Annotated in this window: 22 protein-coding genes; 8 read left to right on the forward strand and 14 right to left on the reverse strand. The window is 60.9% G+C overall.

The window, feature by feature from the left end:
• Positions 1-42: 42 nt before the first annotated feature.
• From KW835_RS02645 to KW835_RS02700, 12 genes are all read right to left on the reverse strand, one after another.
• Positions 43-4,776 carry a glutamate synthase-related protein gene (locus KW835_RS02645; RefSeq protein WP_218380712.1) on the reverse strand — a complete coding sequence of 1,578 codons (4,734 nt, stop codon included), beginning with the start codon at positions 4,774-4,776 and terminating at the stop codon, positions 43-45.
• 168 nt (positions 4,777-4,944) lie between these two features.
• Positions 4,945-5,655, reverse strand: a complete 711-nt coding sequence (locus KW835_RS02650; protein WP_218380713.1) for a transposase — start codon at positions 5,653-5,655, stop codon at positions 4,945-4,947.
• 89 nt (positions 5,656-5,744) lie between these two features.
• On the reverse strand, positions 5,745-6,725 hold the full coding sequence (locus tag KW835_RS02655; RefSeq protein ID WP_255593200.1) for an SAM-dependent methyltransferase: 981 nt from the start codon (positions 6,723-6,725) through the stop codon (positions 5,745-5,747).
• Between the two features lie 11 nt (positions 6,726-6,736).
• Positions 6,737-7,366 (reverse strand): DUF1415 domain-containing protein, encoded by a 630-nt coding sequence (locus KW835_RS02660; protein WP_218381044.1) that lies wholly within the window; start codon positions 7,364-7,366, stop codon positions 6,737-6,739.
• 259 nt (positions 7,367-7,625) lie between these two features.
• A complete protein-coding gene (locus KW835_RS02665; RefSeq protein ID WP_218380714.1) occupies positions 7,626-8,792 on the reverse strand; it encodes a deoxyguanosinetriphosphate triphosphohydrolase in 1,167 nt (388 codons plus the stop codon).
• A 91-nt stretch (positions 8,793-8,883) separates the two neighbouring features.
• The gene (gene aroB / locus KW835_RS02670) at positions 8,884-9,990 is read right to left on the reverse strand and encodes a 3-dehydroquinate synthase (protein ID WP_218380715.1); all 1,107 of its coding nucleotides are present in this window, start codon (positions 9,988-9,990) and stop codon (positions 8,884-8,886) included.
• 256 nt (positions 9,991-10,246) lie between these two features.
• The gene (locus KW835_RS02675) at positions 10,247-11,767 is read right to left on the reverse strand and encodes an Ig domain-containing protein (protein ID WP_218380716.1); all 1,521 of its coding nucleotides are present in this window, start codon (positions 11,765-11,767) and stop codon (positions 10,247-10,249) included.
• Positions 11,768-11,794: 27 nt separating this feature from the next.
• Positions 11,795-13,930: a type IV pilus secretin PilQ gene (gene pilQ, locus KW835_RS02680; protein ID WP_218380717.1), complete on the reverse strand. Its 2,136-nt coding sequence runs from the start codon at positions 13,928-13,930 to the stop codon at positions 11,795-11,797.
• A complete protein-coding gene (locus KW835_RS02685; RefSeq protein ID WP_370633574.1) occupies positions 13,927-14,475 on the reverse strand; it encodes a pilus assembly protein PilP in 549 nt (182 codons plus the stop codon). Before KW835_RS02685 ends, pilQ begins: the two co-directional genes overlap by 4 nt.
• Positions 14,475-15,149: a type 4a pilus biogenesis protein PilO gene (locus tag KW835_RS02690; RefSeq protein ID WP_218380719.1), complete on the reverse strand. Its 675-nt coding sequence runs from the start codon at positions 15,147-15,149 to the stop codon at positions 14,475-14,477. Before KW835_RS02690 ends, KW835_RS02685 begins: the two co-directional genes overlap by 1 nt.
• A 2-nt stretch (positions 15,150-15,151) precedes the next feature.
• A complete protein-coding gene (locus KW835_RS02695) occupies positions 15,152-15,760 on the reverse strand; it encodes a PilN domain-containing protein (protein ID WP_218380720.1) in 609 nt (202 codons plus the stop codon).
• The gene (locus KW835_RS02700) at positions 15,757-16,836 is read right to left on the reverse strand and encodes a pilus assembly protein PilM (RefSeq protein ID WP_218380721.1); all 1,080 of its coding nucleotides are present in this window, start codon (positions 16,834-16,836) and stop codon (positions 15,757-15,759) included. Before KW835_RS02700 ends, KW835_RS02695 begins: the two co-directional genes overlap by 4 nt.
• 269 nt (positions 16,837-17,105) lie before the next feature.
• On the opposite strand from KW835_RS02700, the gene KW835_RS02705 reads away from it, so the two are divergent.
• A complete protein-coding gene (locus tag KW835_RS02705) occupies positions 17,106-19,511 on the forward strand; it encodes a penicillin-binding protein 1A (RefSeq protein ID WP_255593201.1) in 2,406 nt (801 codons plus the stop codon).
• 72 nt (positions 19,512-19,583) lie between these two features.
• Here the strand turns inward: KW835_RS02705 and cyaY are convergent, their stop codons facing one another.
• Positions 19,584-19,913 carry an iron donor protein CyaY gene (gene cyaY, locus KW835_RS02710; RefSeq protein WP_218380722.1) on the reverse strand — a complete coding sequence of 110 codons (330 nt, stop codon included), beginning with the start codon at positions 19,911-19,913 and terminating at the stop codon, positions 19,584-19,586.
• Positions 19,913-20,170 carry a hypothetical protein gene (locus KW835_RS02715; RefSeq protein WP_218380723.1) on the reverse strand — a complete coding sequence of 86 codons (258 nt, stop codon included), beginning with the start codon at positions 20,168-20,170 and terminating at the stop codon, positions 19,913-19,915. Before KW835_RS02715 ends, cyaY begins: the two co-directional genes overlap by 1 nt.
• A 126-nt stretch (positions 20,171-20,296) precedes the next feature.
• On the opposite strand from KW835_RS02715, the gene KW835_RS02720 reads away from it, so the two are divergent.
• The 7 genes from KW835_RS02720 to KW835_RS02750 all read left to right on the forward strand — a co-directional run bounded on the left by KW835_RS02720 (position 20,297) and on the right by KW835_RS02750 (position 24,253).
• Positions 20,297-20,683, forward strand: coding sequence for a hypothetical protein (locus KW835_RS02720; protein ID WP_218380724.1), 387 nt, complete (start codon positions 20,297-20,299; stop codon positions 20,681-20,683).
• Positions 20,684-20,810: 127 nt separating this feature from the next.
• Complete coding sequence (locus KW835_RS02725; RefSeq protein ID WP_218380725.1) at positions 20,811-21,026, forward strand: hypothetical protein; 216 nt, start codon at positions 20,811-20,813, stop codon at positions 21,024-21,026.
• A gap of 475 nt (positions 21,027-21,501) precedes the next feature.
• Positions 21,502-22,767, forward strand: a complete 1,266-nt coding sequence (locus tag KW835_RS02730; protein WP_218380726.1) for a replication initiation factor domain-containing protein — start codon at positions 21,502-21,504, stop codon at positions 22,765-22,767.
• A gap of 36 nt (positions 22,768-22,803) precedes the next feature.
• A complete protein-coding gene (locus tag KW835_RS02735; protein WP_218380727.1) occupies positions 22,804-23,121 on the forward strand; it encodes a hypothetical protein in 318 nt (105 codons plus the stop codon).
• A complete protein-coding gene (locus tag KW835_RS02740) occupies positions 23,121-23,330 on the forward strand; it encodes a hypothetical protein (RefSeq protein WP_218380728.1) in 210 nt (69 codons plus the stop codon). Before KW835_RS02735 ends, KW835_RS02740 begins: the two co-directional genes overlap by 1 nt.
• 383 nt (positions 23,331-23,713) lie before the next feature.
• On the forward strand, positions 23,714-24,034 hold the full coding sequence (locus KW835_RS02745; RefSeq protein WP_218380729.1) for a hypothetical protein: 321 nt from the start codon (positions 23,714-23,716) through the stop codon (positions 24,032-24,034).
• A gap of 3 nt (positions 24,035-24,037) precedes the next feature.
• The gene (locus KW835_RS02750; protein ID WP_218380730.1) at positions 24,038-24,253 is read left to right on the forward strand and encodes a major capsid protein; all 216 of its coding nucleotides are present in this window, start codon (positions 24,038-24,040) and stop codon (positions 24,251-24,253) included.
• The last annotated feature ends 115 nt before the right edge of the window (positions 24,254-24,368 follow it).

The raw sequence follows: 24,368 nt of genomic DNA on the forward strand, positions 1-24,368 counted from the left end.
GTATCTCTATCTATGAATCGGAGTGCGGGGTTGCAGCGCGCCTCACTTGGCGGGAACTGCTTCCTTTTGAGGAGCTGCTACCGCAGGCGTAGCGGGCTCTTCAAGCACTTTTCGTTCATAAATTTCAGCCAGTGCGCGCTTGTACTCGGTCGGGAAGACCTTGACGAACTTGCCGCGCGAGGCGGCCCAGTTGTCCAGCAGTTCGCGGGCCCGCTTGCTGCCGGTCCAGCGGTTGTGGTCTTCCAGCAGCTTCTTGAGCTGTGCCTCGTCGCTCTGGCCGCCGTGCCAGATCGAGCGGGGCACGGTCGCCTCCTGCTCGGATGCCGGCAGGATGCGCTCCAGCGTGACCATGGACATGTTGCAGCGCGTGTCGAACTGGCCGTCCTCGTCGTACACATAGGCCACGCCGCCGCTCATGCCGGCCGCGAAGTTGCGGCCGGTCTTGCCGAGCACCACCACGGTGCCGCCGGTCATGTATTCGCAGCCATGGTCACCCGTGCCTTCGACCACCGCCGTGGCGCCCGACAGGCGCACCGCAAAGCGTTCGCCGGCCACGCCGCTGAAGAAGGCCTCGCCCGTGGTGGCGCCGTACATCACCGTGTTGCCCACGATGGTGTTGCGCACGGATTCGCCGCGGAAGTCGATGCTGGGGCGCACGATCACGCGGCCGCCCGACAGGCCCTTGCCGGTGTAGTCGTTGGCGTCACCGATCAGGTACAGCGTGATGCCGCGCGTGAGAAACGCACCGAACGACTGCCCGCCCGTGCCTTCGAGCTGGATGCGGATGGTGTCGTCCGGCAGGCCTTCGGGGTGCACGCGCGTCACGGCGCCGGAGAGCATGGCGCCCACGGAGCGGTTAACGTTGCGCGCCACTTCGATGAACTGCACGCGCTCGCCCTTGTCGATGGCGGGCTTGCTGCGCTCGATGAGCTTGCGGTCCAGCGTGTTCGTGATGTTGTGGTCCTGCACGTCCACATGGAAGCGTGGCACGTCGGCCGGCACGTTGGGCTGGGCGAACAGGCGGCTGAAGTCCAGGCCACGAGCCTTCCAGTGCGCGATGCCTGCGCGGGTGTCGAGCAGGTCAGAGCGGCCGATCAGGTCGTCGAACTTCTTGATGCCGAGCTGGGCCATGATCTGGCGCACTTCTTCGGCGATGAAGAAGAAGTAGTTCACCACGTGCTCGGGCTTGCCGGAGAACTTCTTGCGCAGCTCGGGGTCCTGCGTGGCCACGCCCACGGGGCAGGTGTTCAGGTGGCACTTGCGCATCATGATGCAGCCCTCGACCACCAGCGGTGCCGTGGCGAAGCCGAACTCATCGGCGCCCAGCAGCGCGCCGATGGCGACGTCGCGGCCGGTCTTCATCTGGCCGTCGGCCTGCACGCGCACACGGCCGCGCAGGCGGTTGAGCACCAGGGTCTGCTGGGTCTCGGCCAGGCCGATTTCCCACGGACCGCCCGCGTGCTTGATGGACGACCAGGGCGATGCGCCCGTGCCGCCGTCGTGCCCGGCGATCACGAGGTGGTCGCTCTTGCACTTGGTGACGCCCGCGGCGATGGTGCCCACGCCCACCTCGGACACCAGCTTGGTGCTGATGCTGGCGTGCGGTGCCACGTTCTTCAGGTCATGGATCAGCTGGGCCAGGTCTTCGATGGAGTAGATGTCATGGTGCGGCGGGGGCGAGATCAGGCCCACGCCCGGCACGCTGTGGCGCAGCTTGCCGATGTAGTTGGACACCTTGCCGCCGGGCAGCTGGCCGCCTTCGCCGGGCTTGGCGCCCTGAGCCATCTTGATCTGGATCTGGTCGGCCGACGAGAGGTACTCGGCCGTGACGCCGAAGCGGCCCGACGCGACCTGCTTGATGCGGCTGCGCAGCGAGTCGCCGTCCTGCAGGGGCAGGTCCACCTCGACGTTGGCCGCGCCGATCACGCTCTTCAAGGTGTCGCCCTGCTTGATCGGGATGCCCTTGAGTTCGTTGCGGTAGCGCGCTGCGTCCTCACCGCCTTCGCCGGTGTTGCTCTTGCCGCCAATGCGGTTCATGGCCACGGCCAGGGTGGCATGCGCCTCGGTGGAGATGGAACCGAGCGACATGGCGCCGGTGGCAAAGCGCTTGACGATTTCCTTGGCGGGCTCGACCTCGTCGATGGAGATGGCCTTGGAGGGGTCGATCTTGAACTCGAACAGGCCGCGCAGCGTGAGGTGGCGCTTGCTCTGGTCGTTGATGATCTGGGCGTATTCCTTGTACGTGTTCCAGTTGTTGGCGCGCGTGCTGTGCTGCAGCTTGGCGATCGCGTCAGGCGTCCACATGTGGTCTTCGCCGCGGGTGCGCCAGGCGTATTCGCCGCCAGCGTCCAGCATGGTGGCGAGCACGGGGTCGTCGCTGAACGCGGCCTTGTGCATGCGGATGGCTTCCTCGGCGATCTCGAAGACGCCGATGCCTTCCACGCGGCTGGCGGTTCCGGTGAAGTACTTGCCCACGGTGTCGGTGTTCAGGCCGATGGCCTCGAACAGCTGCGCGCCGCAGTAGGACATGTAGGTGCTCACGCCCATCTTGGACATGATCTTGGACAGGCCCTTGCCGATGGCCTTGACGTAGTTGTAGATGGCCTTGTCCGGCGACAGGTCGCCAGGCATGTCCTTGTGCATCTCGGCCAGGGTTTCCATGGCGAGGTAGGGGTGCACGGCCTCGGCGCCGTAGCCGCCCAGCACGGCGAAGTGGTGCACTTCGCGCGCGGTACCGGTCTCCACCACCAGGCCGGCGGTGGTGCGCAGGCCTTCACGCACCAGGTGCTGGTGAATGGCCGACAGCGCCAGCAGCGCGGGAATGGCCACTTGCGTGGCGCTCACGGCGCGGTCACTGATGATCAGGATGTTGGCGCCGCCCTTGATGGCATCGACCGCCTGCGCGCACAGCGACGCCAGCTTGGCTTCGACGCCTTCACGGCCCCAGCTCAGCGGGTAGGTGATGTCGATGGTCGCGCTCTTGAACTTGCCCTGCGTGTACTTCTCGATGTTGCGCAGCTTGGCCATGTCGGCGAAGTCCAGCACGGGCTGGCTCACTTCCAGGCGCATCGGCGGGTTGACCTGGTTGATGTCCAGCAGGTTGGGCTTGGGTCCGATGAAGGACACCAGCGACATCACGATGGCTTCGCGGATCGGGTCGATGGGCGGGTTGGTCACCTGCGCGAACAACTGCTTGAAGTAGTTGTACAGCGGCTTGTTCTTGCCCGAGAGCACGGCCAGCGGGCTGTCGTTGCCCATGGAGCCAATGCCCTCCTCGCCGTTCTTGGCCATGGGCGCCATCAGGAACTTGATGTCTTCCTGGGTGTAGCCAAAGGCCTGCTGGCGGTCGAGCAGCGGCAGGGGCGCGGCTTCGGGGGTGGACGCGGTGTCGGTGCCCACGCTGTCCAGCTTGATGCGCAGGTTCTCGATCCACTGCTTGTAGGGCTTGGTGTTGACAACGTTGGCCTTGAGCTCGTCGTCGTCGATCATGCGGCCCTGCTCCAGATCGATCAGGAACATCTTGCCCGGCTGCAGGCGCCACTTGCGCACGATCTTGTTCTCGGGGATGGGCAACACGCCGGATTCCGAGCCCATGATGACCAGGTCGTCATCGGTGATGCAGTAGCGCGAGGGGCGCAGGCCGTTGCGGTCCAGCGTGGCGCCGATCTGGCGGCCATCGGTGAACACGATGGAAGCCGGTCCGTCCCAGGGCTCGAGCATGGCGGCGTGGTATTCATAGAAGGCGCGGCGGCGCTCGTCCATGGTGGTGTGCTGTTCCCACGGCTCGGGGATCATCATCATCACGGCCTGGCTGATGGGGTAGCCGGCCATGGTCAGCAACTCGAGGCAGTTGTCGAACGTGGCAGTGTCGGACTGGTCGGCGAAGCTGATGGGGTAGAGCTTTTGCAGATCGGCCGCCAGCACGGGCGAGGCCATCACGCCTTCGCGCGCCTTCATCCAGTTGTAGTTGCCCTTGACGGTGTTGATTTCACCGTTGTGCGCCACGTAGCGGTACGGGTGGGCCAGCGGCCACTCGGGGAAGGTGTTGGTGGAGAAACGCTGGTGCACCAGGCCGATGGCCGAGACGCAGCGCTCGTCGGACAGGTCCTTGTAGTACACGCCCACCTGGTCGGCCAGCAGCAGGCCCTTGTAGACCACCGTGCGGCTGCTCATGCTGGGAACGTAGTATTCCTTGCTGTGCTTGAGCTTGAGGTTCTGGATGGCTGCGCTCGCCGTCTTGCGGATCACGTACAGCTTGCGCTCCAGCGCGTCCTGCACGATCACGTCGTTGCCGCGGCCGATGAACACCTGGCGCAGGATGGGCTCCTTCTTGCGCACGGTGGGCGACATGGGCATGTCGAGGTTGACCGGCACATCGCGCCAGCCCAGCAGCACCTGGCCTTCGGCCTTGATGGCGCGTTCCATTTCCTGTTCACAGGCCAGACGGGAGGCGTGTTCCTTGGGCAGGAAGATCATGCCCACGCCGTATTCGCCGGCTGCGGGCAGCGTGATGCCCTGCTTGGCCATCTCTTCACGGTACAGCGCGTCGGGGATCTGGATCAGGATGCCCGCGCCGTCGCCCATGAGCGGATCGGCACCCACGGCGCCACGGTGGTCGATGTTTTCCAGGATCTTCAAGGCCTGCGTCACGATGTCGTGGCGCTTGACACCTTTGATGTGGGCCACGAAGCCGAGCCCGCAGGCGTCGTGTTCGTTACCCGATGAATACAAACCGTGTTGTTGCAGATGCTGGATCTCGGCGGCCGTCGTGGTCATGGCGCACTCCTCATGTTTTTCGCAGGGAGTTGAAGATTAGTGCATTGCAACATGCGTGGCAAGCATATTAATTGGGGTCAGATTCCAAAATAATGCCCTAGTATTTGAATCAGGGATTTATAAGGGACACATCAAAAACAATAGCAATTTGCGCTTGATGGCATTGGATCAGTCTTGATTTTTCTCTGGAATCAGATGCATTGCGGGCCGTCCAGCCCTGCCCCGCGTCAGCCGGCGGGAAGTGTGTTTCTGCAACTCGGCAATGAACTCCGGGTCGCCAAGCGCCCAGCCGCTGAGCGCAGAGTCAGTCAACGCAGTCTGGTCCTGCGAGCCGATTCCCGCGTGAACGGCTGCCGCATAAGCGGCCTCGCGTGCGAAAGGCGTGTTGCCCAGCCCCCAGTACAGGGCGTGTGGAGTGAGCAAGCGGTCCACCCGCAGCCCCAGCCAGTGCGCATGGCTGGACCAGGGGTAGTCCACAGCCTGGGCCACTGCCCCGGAGCGCACCGGGTTCAGGTCCAGATACACCATGCAGGGCAGCAGGTAGCGCTCGGCCTGCAGCACCGTGGAGCGGTATCTGCCCTCCCACAGCGTGCCGGTGCGGCCATGGCGGGCATTGAAGTACTGCACGTAGCGGCGCCCCACGGCCTGCATCATCTGCGGCAGCCCGTCTGCCGTGGAAGGCGTCGCCACCACATGGAAGTGGTTGTCCATGAGCACGTAGGCGTGGATCGCCACGCCATGGCGCAGGGCGTTGTCCGCCAGCAGCGAGAGCATGGCCTCGAAGTCCTCGCGGTCCACGAAGATGGCCTGGCGGTTGTTGCCGCGCTGGATGACGTGGTGGACGTGACCGGGCAAGGTCAGGCGCGGAAGACGGGCCATGGAAAACTCGCGATGGACGAAGCCCGCGATGATAAGGCGAACCTGTCCCCGATTGAAACGCCCAGGGGCAGATGGCCTGCCGCTGTGCTTCAGCCCCCGGCGGCGCCCTCAGCGCAGGCATCCACCGGCGCCTGGCGATCCAGGCCGAATCGGCTGGCGAGCGCGTCTTGCAGCCCGAACTCTTCCAGGATGGCCCGCAGCCGCTCGGCCGCACTGCGCTTTTTCTGGCCGGTGTAGCGGGCGATGATGAGCTCGTTCTTCATGCTGTGCTCCCAGCCCACCAGCTCCGTCACCGTCACCTGGTAACCGTTGGCCTCCAGGTACAGACAGCGCAGCACATTGGTGACCTGGCTGCCCAGTTCGCGCGTGTGAAGGGGGTGGCGCCACAGCTCGGCCAATGGCGTGCGTGCCAGTTGCAGCGCCTTGCCCTGGCGCAGGCAGGCCGCCATTTCGGCCTGGCAGCATGGAACAAGCACCATCGCCCGGGCGCGCTTTTGCAGGCCGAACGCGATGGCGTCGTCAGTCGCCGTATCGCAGGCGTGCAAGGCCGTGACGACGTCGATCCTTGCGGGCAGTTCGTTTGCATCGGCGGATTCAGCCACGGACACGTTGAGGAACGACATGCGCTCGAACCCCAGCTTGTGGGCCAGCAGGCGCGATTTATCGACCAGTTCGGCGCGAGTCTCCACGCCATAGATCTGTCCCCGGCCGAGTGCCTTGAAGTACAGGTCGTACAGGATGAAGCCCAGGTAGGACTTCCCCGCCCCATGGTCGGCCAGGGTGGGCCCCTGTTCGCCGGATGACAGCTCGGCCAGCAAGGGTTCGATGAAGTTGAACAGGTGGTATACCTGCTTGAGCTTGCGGCGCGAGTCCTGGTTCAGCCGTCCGTCGCGGGTCAGGATGTGCAGCTCCTTTAGCAGCTCTATCGACTGCCCGGGGCGCAGCTCGGAGAGCTCGGGCGCCTGGGGCGGGGACGCCTGCGCTGCCTTGCCATCGCCCTTGTTGCCGCCTGTCCTGCCCGCCTGCCCGGCCTGGCCGCGGGGCGATGCCGCCGCTGCACCCTTGCTCATTGCCTGGCCCTTCATGGTGCTACCGCCCGCACCGTGGTCACGGCATCATCGCCACTGGGGCCCACGCCCAACTCCGTCCACCCTTGCGGGCCCAGCGCTTCCAGCACCTCCATGTTTTTCTCGAAGATGCTTTCCGCGTCGGGAAAGGCTTCGACGGCACGGTCGATGCTTTCCTCGCGCAGCAGGTGCAGCGTGGGATAGGGAGAGCGGTTCGTGCAATTGGTCACGTCGTCAGCATCGGTGCCGGCAAACTGGAATTGCGGGTGAAAGCTGGCGATCTGCAGTGTGCCGTCCAGCTCCATATCCTCGAGCAATGCTTCCGCGTGGCCGAGGAAGTCATTGAAATCGAGAAAATCCTGCAGGCAGTGCGGCAGGATGATCAAAGTGGTGTCGCGCTTTTGCGCAGGGGTCTCCACCAGTGCAGTGAGCTCATCGCGCAGCAGCTCCAGCACCTCCCCGAGATCGGCGGACAACGCCAAGGCATAGTGGATCTGGCCCTTGACATGGACGCCTTTGGCGAACGGGCAGAGGTTCAAGCCGATGACAGCCTGCTCAAGCCAGCGCACGGTGTCGCTGATGAACGCAGTGGCGGCAGCAGAATCCAGGGATCGCGCCGAACCGGCGGAAGAGGGAAGCGTCATGAAGAGAAAAGGCGCGCGGCACAAGGAGGGACGCTGATTTTACCGGGGTGCACTTTTCAGGCGCTTCGCCAGGCTGGCGAACACCCGTGGCGTGCTCCGAGAGCACCTTCACCGATGGCGCCGGACGGCGCGGGGCAAACGCGTCATCCGCGTGGCGCAGGGGCGTGGTGCCAGCGGCCAAGCGATTTGGCCAGCAGTCCCGGCCTAGCCCAGCAGCCTTTTCGATGGCGCGCTGTCTTGCCACGCCAGCGTTGCGCCCCTAGCCGGCCAACAGGCGCAGGCCCGTCAGTCGTTCGTGCTCACGCGCAGCAAAACGGTCTGTCATGCCCGCAATGAAGTCGGCTACGGCACGCGCCCGCAGCGGCCCTTCGTCCAGGCCTGCCTGCTCTGCAAAGGCTGCCTTCATTTCACCTGGAGATGCTGTGTACGCCTCGAACAAGTCCCGCACCACCTGCTGTGCGAGGCCGGTGGTTTCCATCACCTGGGGGTGCCGGTAGAGATTCTTGAAAAGAAAGCGCTTGAGCACCTGCGAACTCTCGCGCATGGGCTCGCTGAACATCACAAGGGCCGGCGCACGGCGCACGGCATCCACGCCATCGGGCGCTACCCGCCGAATAGCCGCCTGGGTCGTGTCAATGACATCGTAGACCTGGTCGCTCAGCATGCGGCGTATGGCCTCGTACAGCAGGCGCCGCTGCTGCGAAGGCTGGGCCAGGTCCGGGTGGCTCGACAGCGCCGCCACGCGGTATCTGTCGAACAATGGCACCTCTTGCAACTGCGCCAGCGTTATCAGCCCGGACCGCACTCCATCGTCAATGTCATGGGCGTTGTAGGCGATTTCGTCTGCGAGATTGCACAACTGCGCCTCCAGGCCGGGCTGCTCGCGGCGCAGGAAACGCGCGCCGACTCCACCGGGTTCCAGAGCTTCCAGTTGCTCGGCGTGGGTGCGAGAACAATGCTTGAGCACCCCTTCCCGGGTTTCGAACGTGAGATTCAGACCGTCGTACTGCGGGTAGCGCTCCTCGAGCTTGTCGACCACACGCAGACTCTGCAGGTTGTGCTCGAAGCCTCCGTGGTCCGCCATGCAGGCATGCAGCGCATCCTGCCCGGCATGGCCGAAGGGCGTATGGCCCAGGTCGTGGGCCAGAGAGATCGCTTCCACCAGATCTTCGTTGATGCGCAGTGACCGTGCAATCGACCGGCCCAGTTGCGCCACCTCCAGCGAATGTGTGAGCCTTGTGCGGAACAGGTCGCCTTCGTGGTTCAGGAACACCTGGGTCTTGTACACCAGGCGCCGGAAGGCGGTGGAGTGCACGATGCGATCCCTGTCGCGCTGGTAATCGGTGCGCGTGGGGGCCGGAGCTTCAGCGTAGCGCCGCCCCCGGGACCGCGCTGGATCGGATGCGTAGGGTGCGAGGGACAACATCGGAAGTAAAAGACTGATCCGCGCCTTGTTTATGAAAGTGAGCGAGGGGCTGTACTCGCCCGCTCCACGACAACCATCTTCACCATCGTCGTCATGAAGCGCAGCAATCGTCAATCACGGCCCGCACCAGCGCATCAGGCGCGCAGCGCACCGCTGCACGGCCAGGGCCATCGATCACCACGAACCGGATCTCGCCACCCTCTGCCTTCTTGTCGACACGCATGAGCTCAAGGTACCGGCCGGCATTGTCTTTGGCATCCAGCAAAGCCCCCCGCACGGGAAGTCCGGCGCGGGCAATCAATGCCCTGAGCCGCCGCACAAAGGCCGCATCCACGAGGCCCAGGCGGCAAGACAGTTCCGCCGCCATCACCATGCCGGCGCCAACGCCTTCGCCATGCAGCCAGGCACCGTAGCCCATGCCCGCTTCGATCGCATGGCCGAAAGTGTGGCCAAAATTCAGGATCGCCCTCAGTCCGGACTCCCGCTCGTCCTGACCGACCACCCAGGCTTTGATCTCGCAGCTGCGGCGCACCGCGTGGGCCAAGGCTGCACGGTCTCGCGCCATCAGCGCATCGATATGGGACTCCAGCCAGTCCAGAAATGCCATGTCGGCAATCGGGCCGTACTTGATCACCTCTGCCAGCCCCGCGCTGAGCTCGCGCGGCGGCAGTGTGTCGAGTACATCAAGATCACAAACAACCAGCTGCGGCTGATAGAACGCGCCGATCATGTTCTTCCCGAGGGGATGGTTGATCGCGGTCTTTCCGCCTACGGAAGAGTCCACCTGCGCGAGCAGCGTAGTCGGGACCTGCACAAATGGCACGCCGCGCATATAGCTTGCCGCGGCGAAACCGGTCATGTCTCCCACCACACCGCCGCCCAGAGCGAACAGGACCGTCTTGCGGTCACAGCCTTGCTCCAGCAGCGTGTCGAAGATTTTTTGCAGCGTTTGCCAGTTCTTGTGCTCCTCACCATCGGGGAGCTGCACTTCATGAACCTGCGCATAGCGGGCTGCCAAAGCCGTGCGCAAGGCTGATGCATAGAGAGGCGCAACTGTTGTATTGCTGACCACTAGCGCGGTGCTGGCTTTGGGGAGACCTGCGTACGTGCTGGCGTCGCCCAAAAGCCCGCCGCCGATGACGATCTGATAGCTGCGCTCGTCCAAATCTATTGCGACTTGCTGGGGTGTGGAGGGCATGAGCTTGTATTAGTGGGTGAATGACAACAAGGATAGCAATGCTGCCTAGGGTTCATGCACCGTTCGCATGAATCTGGGGATATTTCACACAGCGGTTTCCAGAACGATCGACCACCGTTGCAACAGAAAGCATAAAGCAACACCGAATGAACATGGGACCGCAGGCCATCAGCTGGTGAGGCAAAAAAAATCCCCGGCGAGCCGGGGATTGAATTGTGAGGCGCAGCTAGCAATGTGCTAACGCGGCCACAAGCTCTTAAGGGCAATTTTGCGTGAGTGGGTCCGCGCCATCCACGACGGTGATGCCGAATCGACGAGTGACAGATGTGACACCCTTCGTTGCAGTGACCAAGAAGCTGACAGGGCCGCAATTCGTAACTGCAGGCGTGCCATTGATAACCCCTCCGGACCCCGCGGAAGAGCCGGTCAACCATGCAGGCAGTCCTGCGAACTTCCATTCCACACCGGTCGTGGACGAAACGAAGGAGTACGTAAAGTTGACTCCGACGGGTGCAGACCCGAGCAGGCACAAATCGTTGGTGTTGCAATCGCCGATGGCGAAGTCTTCTGGAATTCCACCCACGACCTTGATCTTGACAGTCGCCGTGTCGCTCAGCTTGTTCTTGTCAACCACCGTCACCTTGACCTGGTATTCACGTTCGGCCGCATCAGTTGCGACCTTGCCGCTGATGACGCCCGTGCTGGGATCAATGAACAAACCAGGTGGCAGGCCCGTTGCCGACCAGGAATAGGGCGGCAGGCCGCCAGTCACGTCCAGGTATGCCGTATACGCGACACCCTTGGTTGCATCCGCCAGCGTCACATCAGCAAGCGAAATGGGAGCGGTGACTGCTTCGAGTACGGTGATCGGCAAAATCGATGTGATCGGGTCCGCAACACCGTTGCTGACATTGTTATCGGCCCGGTCAGCTGTCAACTCGAGAAACACCGTTCCTGTTTCCGTCCCGCTCAACAGAGAGAACGTGGCAATGCCGCCGATCGCCGGCAACTGGAGCACGCTACCGCTTTGGCTGCCAGAAACCAGCCTTGCGCCCAGCCCTGCGTCGGTTCCCGAAAGAATGCGAACCTGCACATTTCCACCCGTGGAGTTGCTGGTGGGCTGATTCATGTCGTCCAGCACAAAAGCCTGGATTGCCGTCTGGTTGAGGAGGCCATTCGCATTGTTACGAGTCCCCAGGTAGCCGCCTGCTCCAGTGACTTGGGCAACCATGCGAACACTGGCTGGTTTGTCGGTCGTACCGCCAACAGTGATATTGACGCTGGCAGTTTTTTGTTGCTTGTCCAGCGGGTCCGTTACCGTGCAGGTGATTCGCGCAGTTCCCGCCTGGTCGCCCGCGTGGAAATGGAACGAATTCCCACCCGCATTCGAGTGCAAAGTGATATTGCGATAGGCATTAGGGACCTTGATTTTGCCACCGTTGCCGTCATCAACTTCGGTCTCATGCTCTTCATCACCATCCAGGTAATAGAGGGCGCCAGAGCTCAACCCGCCAGCCACATTGCAGGAAAAAATATCTTCCCCGCCAGGAATCGGGAGACTCCCCTTGCGCGCCTCGACATAAAGAGTGGTTGTGTATGGGCGATAAACACCAATTCCAACCTCCACATTCGCAATATTTACCGGCAACTGGTTTTTGTCTGCCCGAACGGTAATTGTGTAGTGCTCCTGGGTTTCACCGGAACTTCCACCTCCGCCCCCGCAGCCGGCTACGGCGGCCGCAATGGCGAGGATCATATATTTGAATTTGCTGTACATATGCATTTTCCTATCCCTAGCTAAATACTATCGAATCGCGGTGCGCTCAGAAATCACCTTGGGGGTGATAAAAATCAGCATTTCCTTTTTGTTGGAAGTTCTTGTCTTGTTTTTGAACAAATTCCCTACCGCGGGCAAATCTCCAAGCAATGGGACTTTTGCTTCCTTTTCACTTTCATCCAGTTCAAAGATGCCCCCAATCACCACGGTGCCTCCATTTTCCACAAGCACCTGCGTCTTGACATGCTTGGTATCGATCGCACGGGCACTCAGGAAGGTCTCTCCTGGGCTGTCCTTGTTCACGTCCAGATCAAGAATGATATTTCCTTCGGGCGTGATCTGAGGGGTCACCTCCAGCTTGAGAACCGCTTTCTTGAAAGCGATCACCGTCCCGCCGTTGGGAGCCGTGACCGGATACGGGATTTCCGTGCCCTGCTCGATCGTCGCCTTGGTCTGGTCCGCTGTCACGACGCGTGGGCTTGCAACGACCTTGCCCTTGCTGTCGGCCTCCATCGCAGATATCTCCAAGTTCAGAAACCTATTGGCTGCAGGACTGAAAATCGAGAATGCAAAACTTGCCGGATCAAAGCCCCCCGTTGTTGCGGCTGGCAAATTGACAAACTGGCCCAAAGTGTTGGTGGTACCACCTGCGCCGGACGATGCCACTGCGTTGTTGTAGGACGTACCGAAGGCGATAGCGCTATTGCCGGCGGTGTAACCGCCCGTCCCGCCGCGATTGGCACGCAAGTCCGTACCGCCCAAGCGCACTCCCAAAGAACGCCCGAAAGTATCGGACGCCTCGACAATTCGAGCTTCAATCATCACCTGACGGACCGCGACATCCAGGGTGGCCAGCAATTGGCGCACTTCCTCGAGTTTGCTGGGAGTATCGGTGACGAACAATTGGTTGGTTCGAGGTTCGGCAATGGCACTGCCGCGTTCCGTAAGGAATCGGTTGGAAGTTCCAGCAGCGCCGGTTGAAGCTGTAGTCAACTGAGTCACCATGTCAACTGCTTTTGCGTAGTTCATCTGGTACGCCTGAGTCTTCAGGGGCTCCAGTTTCTGAATCGCCACCGCCGCTTCATAGTCCTTGCGCGTGCGATCGTCGATTTCGTCCTTCGGAGCAATCCACAGCACCGAGCCTGACTTGCGCATCCCAAGGCCCTTGGCGTCCATGATGATCTGCAATGCCTGGTCCCAGGGAACATCCTTCAATCGCAGCGTCAAAGCACCAGTCACCGTGTCAGACGTCACGATGTTGAAGTTGGTGAAATCGGCAATCACCTGCAAAAGTGAACGGACTTCGATGTTCTGGAAGTTCAGCGACAGCTTTTCGCCGGTGTAACCTGGACCTTGGGTCAGCTTGTTCAAATCCACCTTTTTCTGACGGACTTCAACCACGAACTGGCTATCACTTTGATAAGCACTGTGCTCCCAGTCACCCACAGGTTCAATGGTCATTCGCACGCGCTCGCCATCCTGAACGGTCGTGACTGCCTGAACCGGTGTCCCAAAATCCGCCACATCCAGGCGGCGGCGCAAGCCTTCGGGCAGAGAAGATTTCAGAAAGTCGACAACCAAGCCCTTACCCTGCGCACGAATATCAACACCTACCTGGGTCGAGGGCAAAGCCACAATCACGCGCCCAGAACCGTCAGCGCCGCGCCTGAAGTCCACATCCTTCAACACTTGCGTATCGGAACTTTGCGAATCCGCAAAAGCGGGTGTTCGCGCCGCTTGGACGGCAACGCCTGTGGATGCCGTCGTTCCCAGCGAAATGATCAGCGATTTACCTTGGATATCAGCGGAATAGGAAGTCGATTGCTTCAGATTCAGAACGACCCGAGAACGATCCCCCGTCTGCACCACATTCACCGATTTCACATTACCTTGATTCACATCAAAGGAGGTTTTCCCTGTCGCGTTGGAGGCGCCAGCAAAATCCAGGGCAATTCGCGGAGGTGACTGAATGGCAAAGCCAGTGGGCAATGCTTGCAGAGGTTCCGCAAAATCGACTCGCACCATATCGATGCCGTTTTGCGTGCTTCCAACCACGGACTGAATGACCGCTTGCGCCCATGCGTCAAGCGGCACCAAAATCGCGAAGGACACCCCTACCGCAAGTCGGCAGATCTTAGCATTGTAGATTTTCGAATATTTCATTTCTTGCCCTCTTGCAATTCCAACGAAGTGACCCGCTCGATCCAGTCGCCCGTCGCGTCCTGAACAATTTCACGCAACTGAATGGAACTCTCCGTGATTCGAGTAATCTTTCCGTAATTCTGTCCAATGTAATTTCCCACCTTGACCTGGTACAGCAGCTTGTCGACCCTCAAAAGAGCCGTCGGCGTGCCCACCTTGTCTAGGCTACCCACCATGGCCATGACGTCCAGGGGATAGGCCTCCAGCGGTTCTTTCCGCCGTGCCATTTCCGGCGCAATCAGGGCTGCATTGGATGCGGATTGGTTGGACTCCCTCTTCAAAGCCTGCGTTAGCTTGACGGAATTGAACGGCTCAATACCAGCATCCATCGCATATGCCTGCGGAGTAAACTGCTTGGGCTCTGTCAAAGGTGTAACACGGGGCTTTGTAGTTGCGCGCAATTCAGTCATCCATTGGCGAAGTTCCTCGTCACCCGACGAGCCGCACCCCGACAACAAGGCAGCAGCGCTCAGGACAGCGGCAACTGAAATCGATTTTTTCGACATCATTTTTTCGCCCCTTTCACCGCCTGCTTCTGTGCCTGTATTTCTTCTGGATCCAGGTACCTGAAGGTCCGGGCTGTCGCCTCCATGGTCAGCGTGCCACTGTCCTTTTCCTTCGGTGCAATAGAAATGTTGTTCAACGTGACAATTCTGGAGAGATGCGCCACATCAGACGCAAATGCGCCCATGTCGTGATATCGACCAGTCACTCGCACCTGGATTGGCAACTCGGCATAATAATCCCGAACAACGACCTGACCAGGCCTGAACAGGTCGAACTGCAGACTACGTCCCAGCCCCGCCTGGTTGATATCAGACAGCAATGCTGCCATCTCCGCTTTGCTCGGCAGTTGCTTTTCCAATTGAATAACGTACTGCTGAATTTGCTCCCGCTGACGCTTCAACGCCTCCAAGCTCACCGCTTTAATCAATTTGGTTTGGTAATCCTGGCGCAGGCTTTGCTCTTTGAGCACCTCAGAGTTGAGTTCTTCTTCGTAGTCCTTGATTTTGGCAAACCAAAGCAGCGCGGCTACAGCACCTGCGATGAAAACGCACAAGAGCACCTTAGGCGCAATAGGCCAAAGCGATGGATCCTTGGGGTCGAGATTTCTGAATTGCCTGGAAAGACTTTCCTGAAAAGCAACGAAATCAACATTATTTTTTGATTTTTTTGCCATTTTTATTTTCCAGTGGCAGCGCTAGCAGCCTCTTTCGCCTTGTCCACTTCACCCGTGCGCATCAGCCTGAAACGCAGGTTGAACGAAGAAACTCTGCGCTGATCGCGGGGCGTGAGTGCGATATTGCTGGCAACAATTTCAACCAGCTCAGGCTTGGAGAGCCAAGGCGTGTTGTCAGTCAGGTTGCGTAACATTTCGGAGACGCGCTCATTGGATTGCGCAAAACCTTGCATCGAAATCACCTGATCCGTTTGCTTGATGCTGGAGACATACGCGCCTTCAGGTATCTGGCGCACAAGTTCATTGAGCAGGTGAACGGGAAGATTGCGATCGGACTGGAGATCTTCCACAGCCTTCTGGCGGGCGCGCAACGCAGCGATTTCATCTTCGATGTTGGCGATTTCCTTGATTTGGCCTTCCAGGACCTTGATTTCACCTTGCAGAAACGTATTTCGCTCTTGCTGATTGGTGATCATCATCTGAAACCACCAATAGATAGCGCCGGCAATGGCCAAGCCGATCAGGAACGAAGCAAACATCGTCGCCTGAAAAGCTTCCTTTCGCCGCTTGCGCGCGGCCTCCCGGTGGGGAAGTAAATTGATCAGAATCACTGCAGGAACCTCCGCATGGCCAGACCGCACGAGGTCAGATAGGACGGCGCCTCACGAACCATCTTCTTTAACCGCACCGAACTACCAATTTCCATACCATCAAAAGGATTGACCGTGCTGCAGGCAAAACCTGTCTGCTGCGTGACCGCTTCTGTAAGACCTGGCAGGGGTGCAGAACCACCGGCCAGCAACACATGGTCCACGCGGTTGTGCGGCGTGCTGGTGAAAAAGAACTGCAGCGCCCGGGAAACTTCTTGGGCCATGCTGTCAACAAAGGGTTTGAGAACAGCCGACTGATAATCTTCCGGGAGGTCTCCGCTGCGTTTCTTGCTCTCCGCCTCTTCCACCGAGAACCCGTATTGCCGAACGATCAATTGAGTCAACTGCGCACCGCCGAATGCTTGGTCGCGGTCGTACAAGACTTCTTCATTCTTGATGACCTGCATGCTCGTGGTCAGCGCACCGACCTCGAAAAGCGCCACCATGGCGTCCACGCCCTTGTTGGGCAGCGCCTCGATCAGACGGCCTGCAGCCAGACGGGACGCGTTGGATTCGATATCGACCACAACGGGCTTGAGCCCCGCAGCTTCGGCCAGCCCTTGCCGGTCCTGGACCTTTTCTCTGCGAGAAGCTGCGATGAGCACCTCCACGTCGCCGGGTGCGTTCTTGCTGGGACCGATGACGCAGAAGTCCAGACTCACTTCATCCAGTGAAAACGGTATGTACTGATTGGCTTCGGACTCGACCTGCACCTCAAGCTCCTGCTCGGTCATGCCGCCAGGCAGGGTGATCTTCTTGGTGATGACTGCAGACGCCGGAAGCGCCAGCGCCACGTTCTTGGTGCGGGTTCCACTTTTTTTGACCAGCCGACGCAAAGCTTCGGCCACCTCATCGAACTTTTCGATGTTTCCGTCTGCGATCCAGCCACGCTCGAGTGGCTCGATCGCGCAGCGCTCCAGAACCAGAGCACCCGCCTTATCGCGCCCGAGCTCCACCAGCTTCACGCTGGATGAGCTGATGTCGATTCCCAGCAGCGGCGCCGACTGGCGGCTGAACAAAGACCCCATTGAGCTCAAGATTGGTCCCCTATAACTTGCCAAAATGAGGCAACAAAACTTAACACTTCACATGAATGCTATCAGTAAGGTACTTCTCCAGCAAAGATTTTTCCCCGTGTAACGTTGTTCGAGCGTTGCCAAAAGCAGACGATTTTTTGGTGATGTGCAACACCGTTTGGCGGTGACTTCCCACCTTTCGGCGGGCAATCGGACGACATGCACGCAGGATTTCCCCGACCCAGGACACGCGTTTTTTATAATAGGCAGTCTTACCCCCTCGGAGCGATATGTCGCCCTCTCCCACGAAGCCTTCCGGCACGCCGGACTCCCCTGCCCCTCGCGCTCGCCCCACTTGGCTTCGCTGGATCTTCCTTGCCTTCGCCTGGACGGCAGGTCTCGCCCTGGCGGGAGCCTTCGGCCTCGCTCTGACCATCGCGGTGGCGCTGGCGGTTGCCTATCCCAACCTGCCAGACATCTCAGATTTGGCGGACTACCGCCCCAAGCTGCCCCTGCGGGTGTATTCCTCCGAAGGAGCACTCCTCGGGGAGTTCGGGGAAGAGCGGCGCAACCTGACGCCGATCAACGAGATCCCCAAGGTCATGAAGGACGCCGTGCTGGCCATCGAGGATGCGCGCTTCTTCCAGCACGGGGGCGTGGACTACAAGGGGGTGGTGCGCGCCGGCTTGGCCAATCTGGGCCGAGTGAAGAGCCAAGGCGCTTCGACTATCACAATGCAGGTGGCGCGAAATGTTTATCTCTCATCGGAGAAAACATTTACACGCAAAATTTACGAAATCTTACTGACTTTCAAGCTTGAGCATTTACTCACGAAGGATCAGATTCTCGAGATTTACATGAACCAGATTTATCTGGGAAATCGTGCATACGGATTTGCCGCTGCTTCCGAGGCGTATTTCGGTAAGCCCCTCAAATCCGTGTCGGTCGCGGAGGCCGCAATGCTGGCAGGCCTGCCGAAGGCTCCTTCGGCCTACAACCCCATCAGCAACCCCAAGCGCGCCCGTTCCCGGCAGCTTTACATCATCGAGCGCATGCAGGAAAACGGCTTCATCACGGCCGATGAAGCCGCGTCCGCCAAGAAGGAAGACCTCAAGATCCGCTCCGGGCCCGACAATACCCGCGTGCATGCCGAATACGTCGCCGAGATGGCGCGCCAGCTCATCTTCACCCAGTACGGAAACGAGGCGTACACGCGCGGTTTGAATGTGTACACCACCCTCAATGCGGGGGAGCAGGAGGCTGCGTACGCTTCGCTGCGCCGCGGCATCATGGACTACGAGCGCCGCCAGCACTACCGTGGACCTGAGAAGTTCGTAGCGCTACCCACAGGCGCTCAAGAAGTGGAAGATGCCATCGACGATGCCTTGGCCAACCATCCCGACAACGGCGATGTGCTGTCGGCCGTGGTCCTGGAGGCATCGGCCCGCAAGATTGTCGCTGCACGCGCCAACGGCGACGTGCTGGAGATCTCCGGAGACGGTCTCAAGCCGGTCCAGTCGGGCTTGAGCGACAAGGCGCCGCCCAACATCAAGATCCGCCGCGGAGCTGTGATCCGAGTGGTGAAGACACCCAAGAACGCCTGGGAGATCACACAGCTGCCCGAGGTGGAAGGCGCCCTGGTGGCACTGGATCCGCGCACCGGAGCGATTCGAGCCCTTGTGGGCGGTTTCGATTTCGACAAGAACAAGTTCAACCATGCTGCGCAGGCCTGGCGCCAGCCTGGGTCGAGCTTCAAACCGTTCATCTACTCGGCGGCACTGGAGAAAGGCTTCACGCCCGCTACAGTGATCAACGACGCGCCCCTGTTCTTCGATGCCGGCACCACCGGCGGCCAGCCGTGGGAGCCCAAGAACTACGACGGCAAGTACGACGGACCGATGAGCATGCGCACCGGCCTCGCGAAGTCCAAGAACATGATCTCGATCCGGATCCTGCAGGCCGTCGGCCCCAAGACGGCGCAGGAATGGGTATCACGCTTCGGATTCGATGCGGAAAAGCACCCCGCCTACCTCACGATGGCCCTGGGCGCCGGCTCGGTCACCCCCTTGCAGATGGCCACCGCCTATTCGGTGTTCGCCAATGGGGGCTACCGCGTGAACCCATGGCTGATCGCCAAGGTGACGGACCACAAGGGTCGCGTGATCTCGGAGACGACACCCCCCGTTACCAGCGAGCAGCCGCGTGCCATTGAAGCGCGCAATGCATTCGTGATGAATAGCCTGCTGCAGGAAGTCACGCGCTCCGGCACAGCCGCTCGCGCGCAGGCCACTCTCAAGCGCCCCGACCTCTACGGCAAGACCGGCACCACCAACGACTCCGTAGACGCCTGGTTCGCGGGCTATCAACCCACCGTGGCAGCCGTCACCTGGATCGGCTACGACACACCGCGCAATCTGGGCAGCCGCGAAACTGGCGGTGGCCTGAGCCTGCCGGTGTGGATCAACTTCATGGAAAAGGCCCTCAAGGGGGTGCCGGTGATGGAACCCACCGTGCCGCCAGGCGTCGTGAACGTTGGCGGCGAATGGTTCTATGAGGAATACGCGCGCAATGCAGGCGTGGCAAGCGTCGGACTGGAAGACCGCTCTTCGGCAGCGCCAGGCTCTTCCGCGACCACGCCCCACGCACCCCCACCGGCCGAGGAGCGCAATCGCATCCTCGACCTGTTCCGTAACTAGTCTTCGGGCCTCAAGAGCAGGCCTGTCAGACCACAGACTCCGGCATCTGCGGGGGATGGCCTGCAGGCCGCGTCAGGCGGAAAACCGCAGCGCCAGGCCCGCCTGCTGGGTAGCGTCACGGCTCAGGCAGGTGAAAAATTCACCGGCCCCTTTGGTATCTTGCCAAGCTTGTCCATCAAAGCGGTAGTGGTAGCCGCCCGACCGCGCGGCCATCCACACCTCGTGCAGAGGCCTTTGCAGGTTGATCACGATCTGAGTTCGATTGGGGAACGTCAGCGTCACCATGCCGCCCGACCGCTGGGCATCCACGTCGGCGTCCGTGTCATCGTTGATGCGATCACAACTGCGCTCAACGGCAAGAAGCAGTTTTTCGGCGTGGTCCATGAATTCAAGGTCGGTCATTACAGTATTCGAATGCGTTCAAGTAGGCTGGCCATGGCTGGTTTTTTCTTGGCCTCTTCGGTGGCTTCGATCATGACCAGCTCTTTCTCCAGCTCCATATAGTCCACGCCCTTTACGGTGGCCAGCGCCAGCGCTTGGGGGCGGGTGGGCACTCTAAACCCTGTTCGCCATTCGCTCACGCGAGATGACGGAACGCCTTGTTCTGCCAGGGCTTTCCGATCTTCGGCGGTAAGGTTCTCGATTAATTCAGCATACATAGTGGCGCCCCTCCATAGGGAGAATCAATTACCAATTCCGTAATTTGTGTGTTAAATTACGTTTTACGTAATGCGGATAGTGTTATCCGTTACTCGTAAGACAACTTTACCACCATGGAGCCACCCATGCCAGCCCTTCAACTCGTTCTCCCTGAGATTGCCGCACCCGAAGCGGCGAACGATTGCACTCCCCCCGAAGCTGTCAGCGATGGCAGTAGTTGTGCAGTGGCTTGCATCGCAAACGGTGGGGAGTGCGCCGGGAACGAAAAGCGCAAAGGCCGCAAGCCGACCCACGTCAGTGCAGCAGCACGCAAGGCCGCCTACCGCGCCGATAAGGCCCGCGTCGATTTCACCGACAAGCCAGAAATCATTGCCAAGCTGCGCGAGACGGCGGGCCTGCTCGATTGCAGCGTTAACGAACTGCTGCAGTCCATGGTCCGCTTCGCAGAGTGCAACCGCAATTGGAAGCAGGTTGGTCTGTACGGTGCACGCGCAAACGGGGTTCTGCAATGACCGCTCGATATGTCTGCGCCCGTTGCGGTTTGCGTTGTGGCTTTTGGTTTTTCGGCTGGAAGCATCACTCTGGTGGTGCTTCTCGTCCATCCTGTGGGCTTAAGCCAGTGCCTGTTGAGGTCGCAGCATGAGTCCCGAAACAAAGCGCGATCTGCAATACCGCTGCCGCCGGGCCATTGCGGCCCCGGTCCCGAAAAGCGTTCTCGAAGGCGGTGCCGCAAGGGCTGCTGACTACAAGCATTGCGCTGCCGTGGTCGGCGCCTACCTGCGCACCGGCCACCAAGCCGACCGCGCCCGCTTGCACGTGCTGCGAATGGAAGGCATGCAGGGGTTGCTGCCATGAGTCCCACGCTGCTCGATCTGCTTTGCGGGATGGCCGTTGGCGCTGCCTTTGGGTGCGTCTTCTTTGCTGCGGTCTTCCTCGTGCGCCGCCGCCCCCTGTCTTTGGAGACAACCGGGGGCCCGCGCAGCGCGACTAGCGCGGCCCCGCAGGGGTGCGTGGGGCAGGGTATGGGCAGCATGCCCATGTCGCCCCGCGTGCAGCCCGTGCCGCTTGAAAACGCTTCCACCGCCCGCGCCGCCGCGCAAGGGATCGTTACCCGGATGGGCCAAGACCTGCAAGGGCTTGGTGGCGCAGCCATAGAGCCCGGTCCCGCAGGGATGCGCCCTGCCTGCTCTGGCTTTGACGCTGAGTGCACAGACGCCTGCGCCACGTGCGGCCGTGCACGCTGGCGCAGCGCGGGCGCGGGCGCCGGGGCGGGGCAGGCGCCGACCATCCCCGATGGTAATCACGGGGATAACCAACAAGAGGCCACCGAATGACCCGCCCAGCAAACTCCAAGCTGAACAAGCATTCGCAAACCTGCGCCCTCGTACTCGAAGGCAATCAGGTCAAGGTCCGCCTGATTGCTGAACGCCTTGAAACCAAGGTGCCTGTACACGTCGATTGGCTGCGCTTCACCTGCCAAGTGCGCAACGCGCCGATGCCATCGGCAGACGTGCTTTTTCCGCCTCCAGCGCAAAGCACCCTGGAGCGCCCCATGTCCCCGCATGAAGAGGACCACGGCACCTACGAAGCCCAGCGCTTTGCCCGCTTCATGCGCAAGCTGCAGGAAGTGCCAGACGCCGATTTTGCGCTCAGCACACAAGCCGTAGAACTGGCAATGCGCGTCGTGGATGCGCTCGGCGAAGGCTTCACAGTCGCCCCTGAAATCCGCAAAGGGCACGACTTTTACAAAAGCCGCTGGAGCATCGAGCGCAACGGCGAAGAAGTCGGCTGGATCGGCTTCGGTGCCAGCGGTGAAAGCCCGCGCCAGCAAGCGCAAAAGCGCACGCTGCACGTCAACCTCTACGGCACGGCATGCACCTTTGCAAAGCCCTCCTGGCGCTTCGCCATGGCCGATCTGGTCGAGGACGTTAAGGGCGTACTCACGCGCTGCGACCTCGCCCTTGATTTCTTCGAAGGCATCGCAGGCGGCATGCAGCGCATCCAGACCGACTACGACAGCGGCCTCATGGACTCAGGCGGCAAGCGCTTGAAGTGCAACATGGTCGGCGACTGGATGAACGGCAAGGCCCGTAGCTTTTACGTCGGCTCCAAAGAAGTCGGCAAGCAAACCAACATCTACGAAAAGGGCCACCAGCTCTTCGGCGACAAAGACGCCTCCGGCTGGATGCGTGCAGAGCTGCGCCTGGGCAACAAGGCCCGCGTGCTCGATGTGGACATGCTCCGCCGCCCCGCTGACTTCTTTGCAGAAGCCAGCACGTGGCACGCCGCGCTGCTGCGCGAAGCGGACGAACTGCTTGAGCTCGAGCCAGCAAGCCTTGCCTGCAATGGCCGTCTGGCCGCTGAAACCATCGAAGCAGAAGTCACGCGCAACAAGCGCTGGGTGCGCGACGTCGCAGGCCCCAGCTTGGCCCTCATGTTCACCCTCATGGACGGCGAAGAGTTCGCCGCCATCGTCGAAGGCGCAAGCCTTCCCGGTCGCCTTCGCCGCTTCAAGCGCGAAGAGATCGCCCGCGTCTACGAACGCGCAACCAAACGAGTTTTCAAGGGCGCAGACGCTGGCCACGTCACCGCATAGCCCTCAATCCAAGGCCGCAACCAAAGAGAAACCATCATGAAATTTCAATCCGAAGTCATCGTCCACGGCGTCAAGGAAAGCGAAGGCGTGGTTGAAGGCCGTGCGTTCAGCAGCACCACATTCCATTGCGAAGTGGACCTTGCAGAAAACAGCGCAGGCCGCTCCATCGGTCGCGCCACCCGCCCCTTCAAGCTCGGCGACGCCAAGGAATTCGACAAGTGGGCACACCTGGGCGCATCGCTGCCAGTCAAGGCCATGGCCACGTTTGAGATGGCTGCTGCAGCGCAGGACGGCACCAAGATGGTCTTGGTGGATATCCGCCCGATTGACAAAGCGACCGCCAAGGCTGCGTGATGACCTACGTGATCCAGTCGGCAACCACGGGCGCATTCCTCGCCCCCTCGTATGAGGACGGCCAGCCCGAATGGGTCATGTTGCTGCGCGAAGCCGTGGCGCTCGAAGACCTCGAAACCGTCGCGCAGCTCATCGAAGACCACGCCGAACCCTTCCACCGGGCGCAGGTCGTGGACCTTCGCGAATTGCACCGCTCTGTGCCCCTCTGAGGGCATCAGGCGGCTACCCCTTCAATCGCGAAACATCGCAAAACGTTCCCGGGCCACAAATGGAAATCGACCTCGTACACGTCGCCCATCGTCTCGCCATCGTGGGCATCTGCAGCGGCTTCTTAGGCGCTGCCCTCTGGCAAATGCTGGTGGGCTCGATGCATGTCCTGGCCCTGCGCCTGCATGCCCGAGCTGCCCGTCGCCAGCGCATCGAAGCCGCACGCCGGGGGTGCAATGGCTAGCGCCTGGGAAGTTTGGTTTGTCGCTGCTGCTGGTGGCTTCTCTGGCGCTGGCATTTGCTATCTGTGGCTTTCGTGCGTCTTTGACCCGCGCGTGCATAGATGGCTGCGGCGGATTTGCCCTTGGGCGCGGAGGTACCTCTGATGGCCCTCTGCGTCGTCCTCGATACAGCACCGTCCGGCCTCCGCAATCTGGTGTCCACCACGGGCCGCACTGAGATTGTTTGGTCTGCCGGTGAGGCCACCGTATCAGGCGGTCAATACACCTGCCCAACAGGCTCCTACGTGCTGCTCACGGCCAGCGAAGCCGGCCAGCAAACAAACATCCCCCTCCTGCAGCTATCGCCTGCAGAGGGGTCCGCAATCGCCAGCGCCATCCTGGTGATCTGGGCGGCTGCATGGGGCATCCGTGTCCTTGTGCAGACGGTCAGAAGTTCCGATGGAAATCAACCTAGTGAGGACTGAAAAATGAACCGCTTCAACCTGCAAACCCGTCGCATCGCAGCTACCTCTGCAGCTCTGGCCCTGACCCTGGCTGGCAACGCCCACGCCGTGATCGACGTCGGCCCCGTCGTGACCGAGATCGAGGGGACCATCACTCCCATCGGCCTGATCGGTGCCGCTGTCTTGGTGGTGGTCGTGTCCATCGCGGCCTTCAAGTGGGTCCGCCGCGCCATCAGCTAATCGGCTGAGCATGCGTCCCTGACCGGCCGGCAGGGGCCTTGCAAAAGCTCACGCGGTGGGCTTCTTCAAGGTGCACACATGGGCATTCTCGTCATCGTTACCGTCCTGGGGGCCG

Source organism: Acidovorax sp. sic0104 (assembly GCF_019219095.1).
Lineage (GTDB): Bacteria > Pseudomonadota > Gammaproteobacteria > Burkholderiales > Burkholderiaceae_C > Acidovorax.